The organism is Kitasatospora aureofaciens (genome assembly GCF_001188955.3).
Lineage (GTDB): Bacteria > Actinomycetota > Actinomycetes > Streptomycetales > Streptomycetaceae > Kitasatospora > Kitasatospora aureofaciens.
In genome coordinates, this window is record NZ_JPRF03000038.1 from 70,657 (window position 1) to 77,351 (window position 6,695).

The 6,695-nt window shown below is 70.9% G+C and carries 7 protein-coding genes and 1 rRNA gene; 7 read left to right on the forward strand and 1 reads right to left on the reverse strand.

Features of this window, described 5'->3' with window-relative positions:
• The first annotated feature begins 98 nt into the window (after nt 1–98).
• From HS99_RS25015 to HS99_RS25025, 3 genes are all read left to right on the forward strand, one after another.
• Entirely contained in the window at nt 99–1,403 is a 1,305-nt protein-coding gene (locus tag HS99_RS25015) for a sensor histidine kinase (protein ID WP_030285475.1), read from the forward strand.
• Between the two features lie 265 nt (nt 1,404–1,668).
• The gene (locus HS99_RS25020) at nt 1,669–2,652 is read left to right on the forward strand and encodes an acyl-ACP desaturase (RefSeq protein ID WP_030285477.1); all 984 of its coding nucleotides are present in this window, start codon (nt 1,669–1,671) and stop codon (nt 2,650–2,652) included.
• Between the two features lie 505 nt (nt 2,653–3,157).
• A complete protein-coding gene (locus tag HS99_RS25025; RefSeq protein ID WP_030285479.1) occupies nt 3,158–3,457 on the forward strand; it encodes a DUF4193 domain-containing protein in 300 nt (99 codons plus the stop codon).
• Nucleotides 3,458–3,686: 229 nt separating this feature from the next.
• Here the strand turns inward: HS99_RS25025 and HS99_RS25030 are convergent, their stop codons facing one another.
• Nucleotides 3,687–4,136 (reverse strand): DUF3093 domain-containing protein, encoded by a 450-nt coding sequence (locus HS99_RS25030; RefSeq protein WP_370863295.1) that lies wholly within the window; start codon nt 4,134–4,136, stop codon nt 3,687–3,689.
• Nucleotides 4,137–4,271: 135 nt separating this feature from the next.
• On the opposite strand from HS99_RS25030, the gene HS99_RS25035 reads away from it, so the two are divergent.
• The 4 genes from HS99_RS25035 to HS99_RS25050 all read left to right on the forward strand — a co-directional run.
• Nucleotides 4,272–4,850 carry a PaaI family thioesterase gene (locus HS99_RS25035; protein ID WP_030285483.1) on the forward strand — a complete coding sequence of 193 codons (579 nt, stop codon included), beginning with the start codon at nt 4,272–4,274 and terminating at the stop codon, nt 4,848–4,850.
• Nucleotides 4,847–5,314 carry a dUTP diphosphatase gene (dut, locus tag HS99_RS25040; RefSeq protein WP_030285485.1) on the forward strand — a complete coding sequence of 156 codons (468 nt, stop codon included), beginning with the start codon at nt 4,847–4,849 and terminating at the stop codon, nt 5,312–5,314. The genes HS99_RS25035 and dut overlap by 4 nt, the downstream gene beginning before the upstream one ends.
• Before the next feature lie 69 nt (nt 5,315–5,383).
• The gene (locus HS99_RS25045; RefSeq protein ID WP_030285487.1) at nt 5,384–6,181 is read left to right on the forward strand and encodes a DUF3710 domain-containing protein; all 798 of its coding nucleotides are present in this window, start codon (nt 5,384–5,386) and stop codon (nt 6,179–6,181) included.
• Between the two features lie 447 nt (nt 6,182–6,628).
• A 16S ribosomal RNA gene (locus tag HS99_RS25050) occupies nt 6,629–6,695 on the forward strand; the annotation flags it as partial.

Genomic DNA, 6,695 nt, shown 5'->3' on the forward strand with positions numbered 1-6,695 from the left:
CCGCAGCCGGAATCCAGCGGCCCGAGCCGCCGGGTCCGCCCCCGAGGATTCCCCCGCCGTACCGGCGCCCGCCCCGGCGGACGCCCGAGAGGACCATCATGAGCACCCCGCCGCGCCCGGCCGGCGGGCCCTCCGGCGTGCCCGCCGGCGGCCCGCGCGCCGTCCCGCCGAAGCCCGCACACGCGCCGCACCAGGGCCGGCCGCGCCAGCCCGAGACCTACGTCCCCGGCGACGGCCTGCTCGCCTGGCTGCCGTTCCGCCCCACCATCCGGATGCGGCTCACCCTGCTGTACGGCGGGATGTTCCTGATGGCCGGCGTGGTGCTGCTGCTGGTGATGTACTTCTTCGTCCAGCAGGCGCTCCAGCAGGTCGGCCAGCCGCACCTGCTGCTCAACGGCATCCCCGTGCGGACGCCGGACGGCCAGATCATCTCCAACCAGTCCGCGCTCGACCAGTGGCTGAACGACTACCGGTCCTACCAGGCCGGCCAGGCGCTCAACACCCTGCTGCGCAAGCTGCTCACGGTGCTCGTCTGCCTCTCCGTGATCGCTTTCGCGGCCGGCTACGCGATGGCCGGCCGGGTGCTGCGCCCGCTCGGCCGGATCACCCGGACCGCCCGTGAGGTCGCCTCCTCCGACCTGCACCGCCGGATCGAGCTGGACGGGCCCGACGACGAGCTCAAGGAGCTCGCCGACACCTTCGACGACATGCTGGACCGGCTGGACCGCTCCTTCGACTCCCAGCGCCGCTTCGTCGCCAACGCCTCGCACGAACTGCGCACCCCGTTGGCGATCAACCGGACCCTGCTGGAGGTCCAGCTCTCCGACCCGGCCGCCTCGCCCGACCTCCAGCAGCTCGGCAGGACCCTGCTGGCCACCAACGAGCGCAGCGAGCAGCTGGTCGAGGGCCTGCTGCTGCTCGCCCGCAGCGAGAACGAGCTGACCGACCGCCGTTCGGTGGAGCTGTCCGAGGTGGCCACCCGGGCTTTGGAGCAGACCCGCAGCGAGGCCGACAAGCGCGAGGTCGAGCTGCGTTCGAAGCTCGATCCGGCCGTCGTCGCGGGCAACGGCGTGCTGCTGGAGCGGCTCGCGCTGAACCTGCTGCAGAACGCCGTCCGGTACAACACCCCGGGCGGCTGGGTGGAGCTGGCCACCGCCACGGTGCCGGGCGGCGGCGAGCTGGTGGTCTCCAACACCGGACCGGTGGTCCCCGGCTACGAGCTGGAGCACATCTTCGAGCCGTTCCGCCGGATCAAGGGCGCCGACCGCACCCGCAGCGACAAGGGGGTCGGGCTGGGCCTGTCCATCGTCCGTTCGGTGGTGCGCGCTCACGGCGGCACCATCGAGGCCACCCCGCGCGCCGGGGGAGGGCTCACCATGCGGGTCCGGATCCCCTCGCCGTAGGGGCCCCCTGCGCCGTTCCGCGAGGTAACGGCCCCGGACTCCGGCGCGTTCCGTGGGCGACCGTTTTCAGCCGCCCCCGGCAGGCCTGTCAAGACGACATAAGGCCTGGCGGGGGCGGCTTGTCATTTCCGGCCCGAGCAACTTACGGTGTCGTAACCTACGCAACCGTAAGTGCGCCTGCCGGTCCGCCCGCCGACGGCTCCGCACGGCGCTTGCCCGCCCCACGCGCCCGTCCCGCGCGTATCCGTCCCCCAGGAGCACGACCGTGACCATCGCCCCTGTGCAGAGCAGCCCCTCGCTCGGATCGAGCGGCTGGACCGACACGCGACTGATCCTGGCCCTCGAGGAGGTCGTGGAGAAGGAGCTCAACCGCCACCTGGGGGTCGCCAAGGAGTGGATGCCCCACGAGTTCGTCCCGTGGAGCCAGGGCCGTGACTTCGACGGCGTGCTGGGCGGCGAGGCGTGGAACGTCGAGCAGTCGCAGGTGACCCCGCTCGGCCGGGTGTCCCTGGTCGTCAACCTGCTGACCGAGGACAACCTCCCCAGCTACCACCACGAGATCGCGACCATGTTCGGCCGCGAGGGCGCCTGGGGCACCTGGGTGCACCGCTGGACCGCCGAGGAGGGCCGGCACGGGATAGCCATTCGCGACTTCCTGCTCGCCACCCGGGCCGTCGACCCGGTCGAGCTGGAGCGGGCCCGGATGTCGCACATGTCCGAGGGCTTCGAGTCCGACAACTCCCACAGCATGCTGCACTCGGTCGCGTACGTGGCCTTCCAGGAGCTCGCCACCCGCATCTCGCACCGCAACACCGGCAAGTACGCCGGCGACCCGCTGTGCGACCAGCTGCTGGCGAAGATCGCCAACGACGAGAACCTGCACATGGTCTTCTACCGGAACCTGCTGAAGGCCGCCCTGGAGATCGCCCCGGACCAGGCCATGCGCGCCATCGCCGACGTCGTCACCAACTTCCGGATGCCCGGCCACGGCATCCCCGGTTTCGAGCGCGCCGCCGCGCAGATCGCCATCGGTGGGGTGTACAACCTGCGCATCCACCACGACGACGTGCTGCAGCCGGTGCTGCGCCACCTGCGGGTGATGGAGTTCGGCGGCCTGGGCCCCGAGGGCCTGGTGGCGCAGAACGAGCTGGGTGTCTTCCTGGACGGCCTGGACTCCCAGGCGCGCAAGTTCGAGGAGCGCCAGGCCGCGCTGCTGGCCCGCCGGGAGGCCCGCCGCAACGCCGGCTGACACGCCTGCGGGGGCGCTCCCACGAAGGGGCGCGCCCCCGGATCGAGGGGGTGGAGTGGGTGGATTTTCCGGGTTTTGTCCCGGAAGATTCTGAACGTGACCAAGCTCACACCGTGTCGCTCCGTGACGTCGGGCAACCCCGGAGAGTGATCACCTGGCCGGGGGTGTCGATCGCCGTCCGTGACCGGAATCTGTCCTGCCGCCGGAACGCGGGGTTGGCTGGCGCCCCTGGTGGGCAAGGGATTTCGAGGACACCGGTGCGGCTTCCGGTCACTGTGAGTCGCCGGAAGTACGGTCGTTCGGCGGGTTGGCGATGGCCCAGCGTGAGGCCTTCCACGCCCTGAAGGATCACCCCAACGGAGCCCTGGCTGAGTGTCGATTGAGTAACAGGGCTTGAAGTAAGGCAAAATCTCCGCCTCGGGTCGGGCACAAGACCGACCCCCCATGCGTTACGTGCGCTGGAGATACCGCACACACCGCACAACCCGGAGGGGGAGAGCGAAAAATGGCAACCGACTACGACACCCCACGCAAGACCGACGACGAGCTCAACGAGGACAGCATCGAGGAGCTCAAGGCTCGTCGGAACGACAAGGGCGGCAGCTCGGTGGACGTCGACGAGTTCGACGCCGCCGAGGGCATGGAGCTTCCCGGTGCCGACCTCTCGAACGAGGAGCTCGCGGTTCGGGTCCTGCCCAAGCAGGCCGACGAGTTCACCTGCATGAGCTGCTTCCTGGTCCACCACCGCAGCCAGCTCTACAGCGAGAAGAACGGCAACCCGATCTGCCGGGACTGCGGCGCCTGAGCACCGCAGCGGACAGCGCCAGGCACCCGTGGCTCCCGCGGGACCGGCACAACGCTCCTTCCGGCCCCGGGCAGCGGGGCCGGACGGCAGGTCCGCGGTCCGTCCGGAAGGGCGGACCCGGGAGGACGGAGTCGGTCGGCCGCGCGCCGGCGAGGACAAAGTCGTAGGGACGGTCCCGCATCAGCGGAACCGTCCCTCTCGGTCTTTCGGGGCCCTCGTGGTGCGCCGGCTACGTGCGGGCGCCGCGCCGGGCCTCCTCCAGCGCCTCGGCCAGCTTCATCGGCGAGCGGGTCGACAGATAGAGGTAGGGCGTCGGGTCGGCCGGGTCGCTCACCTCGACCCTCAGCGCGGTGGGGACGTAGCTGCGCAGCAGCATGAAGGCACGGGGGTCGGCCTTCGGACCGCGCCAGGCCGCGGCCTCGGCGGGGCTCAGCGCCTGCGCGGCGCCCAGCGCGTCCACCGGGATGCGGGCCGGCCCGGCCACCAGCGAGCCCTGCACCACCCGGATCCGGGCCGAGCCGTAGCTGCTGATCGCCACCGCCCCGGCGGCGATGCCGACCACCAGGCCGACCAGGGCGGCCAGACCGCCGACCCGGATCAGGATCAGCGCCAGGGTCAGACCGACTGCGACGGGGAGCAGCCACCAGGAGCGCGGCACCGTGAGGCGTTCGTCGTACATGCCCTCCATTGTGGTCGCCCTGACGCCCGGCACGGGACGCCACCCCCACCGGAGGCCTTGCTACCCCTGGGTAGGCTGCGAGCCGTGACCGGTACGACCACCCCCACCACCCCCACCGACCGATCGGCGCCCGCGTTGCCGCCGACCCCGACCACCCCGCCGCCGGACGCCGTGATTCCGGAGCGCCACCCCCAGGCCCCCGCCCCCGGCACCCGCCTCGGCTCCCACTACGAGCACTGCTTCGGCTGCGGCCCGCAGCACCCCGGCGGCCTGCGGATCGACGCGGTCGCGGGGGAAGGCCTGGACGTCACGGCCGAGCTCACCGTCCGGGACGTCCACCAGGGCGGCCCCGGGCTGGCCCACGGCGGGCTCCTCACCACGGCGATGGACGAGACCCTCGGCACGCTCAACTGGCTGCTGCACGCGCCCGCCGTGACTGGCCGGCTGGAGACCGACTTCCTCAGCCCGGTGCCCGTCGATTCCGTGCTGCACCTGCGCGCCTGGATCACCGGCGTGCACGGCCGCAAGATCTACAGTGCCGCCGAGGCGCGGATCGGCGGCCCGGACGGACCGGTCGCGGTGCGGGCTCAGGCGCTCTTCGTCCAGGTGAAGCTGGAACACTTCACCACGCACGGTCGTCCCGAGGACATCGAGAAGGTCCTCGACGACCCTGATCTGATGAAGCGCGCACGAGCCTTTGAGGTGAACCCTTGAGCGAGACCCCCCGCCCGCGGCTGGACGTCCTGATCCGGCGCATCGACCCCGAGCTGCCGCTGCCCGAGTACGCGCAGCCCGGGGACGCCGGTGCCGACCTGAGGACCACCGTCGACGCCGAGCTGGCCCCCGGAGAGCGGGCGGTGCTCCCCACCGGCATCGCCGTCGCGCTCCCGGACGGCTACGCGGCCTTCGTCCACCCGCGCTCCGGGCTGGCAGCTCGTTGCGGAGTTGCCCTCGTGAACGCCCCGGGGACGGTCGATGCCGGGTACCGTGGAGAGATCAAGGTGATCGTCGTCAATCTGGACCCGCGCGAGGGGGTCAGCTTCCGCCGAGGGGACCGGATCGCCCAGCTGGTCATCCAGCAGGTCGAGAAGGCCCGCTTCCACGAGGTGGCCGAGCTGCCCGGGTCGGCACGTGCCGAGGGCGGGTTCGGGTCGACCGGTGGCCACGCCGCGGTCTAGCATTCCCGCGGCCTCGCAGGAAGCCGAGCAGGTATTCGCATCGGTCTTGGACCGGGAAGGACAGTGACCGTGTTCCGTCGTCGCCAGAAGAGCGAGGACGCTGTCGAGCAGCTCGCCGACGACGCCATCAGCGCCGACGAGACGGCCGATGACGTCGAAGGTTCCGCCGAGAGCGAGAACGTGACCGAGCTGGACCCGGCCGACAAGGTCGGCCTGCCGCCGGCCCCGCGGCCGGACGGCCCATGGGATCACAGTGAGCTGGAGACCCCGGAGGAGGGGCGAGTCGACCTCGGGGGTCTGCTGGTTCCCGGTGTCGAGGGCATGGAGCTGCGCGTCGAGGTCGCGGGTGACGCGATCGTCGCGGCGACCCTCGTGCTCGGCAACAGCGCCATCCAGCTGCAGGCCTTCGCGGCCCCGAAGTCGGAGGGCATCTGGGGAGAGGTCCGTGAGGAGATCGCCAACGGCATCACCTCGCAGGGCGGCCTGGTCGACGAGGAGGAAGGCCCGCTCGGCTGGCACCTCCGCGCCCAGGTCCCGGTGCAGCTCCCGGACGGCACCCAGGGCGTACAGCTGGTGCGCTTCGTCGGGTGCGACGGCCCGCGCTGGTTCCTGCGCGGCGTGATCTCGGGCCAGGCCGCCGTGCAGCCCGAGATGGCCGGCGTCCTGGAGCAGGTCTTCCGGCAGACCGTCGTCGTCCGCGGCGAGAGCCCGATGGCTCCCCGCGACCCGATCGTGCTGAAGCTTCCCGAGGACGCCCAGATGGTCGCCGACGGTGGCGGGGCTGCTGCCACCGCCGGCGAGGGCGAGGGCCGCTACGGCTCGCTCGACCCGTTCGCCCGCGGCCCGGAGATCACCGAGGTCCGCTGACCCCGGCCCGATCACCTGGCGTCTCCATCGCCTCCATCGCCTCCGCCCGGAGCCCCGGGCGGAGGCGATTTGCATATGGCGGGCCGCTACCCGTACAGTTCCGGAGTCGCCGCGGGAGACCGGGGTGACAAAGCGGAAAGCGAATCCGATGAATGAAACTCCGGAAAACGGAGCGGAAAACATCTGATAAGCTGGAAACACGAAAGAACGAAGCGCCCGGAGGGCCCGCTGGAAGGCGGTCCGAAGGAAGCGTCCGTTCCTTGAGAACTCAACAGCGTGCCAAAAGTCAACGCCAGATATGTTGACATCCCCGGCCTCGGTCATTGCGATTGGGGTTGGAGATTCCTTTTGAAACAAACACTAGCGAGGACGCAGTGCGCGGGACCGCCCTATTCCGGTGGTTGCCGTGCCGCTCAACGCGGGTGTGGACCCGATTACGGGTAAACATTCACGGAGAGTTTGATCCTGGCTCAGGACGAACGCTGGCGGCGTGCTTAACACATGCAAGTCGAAC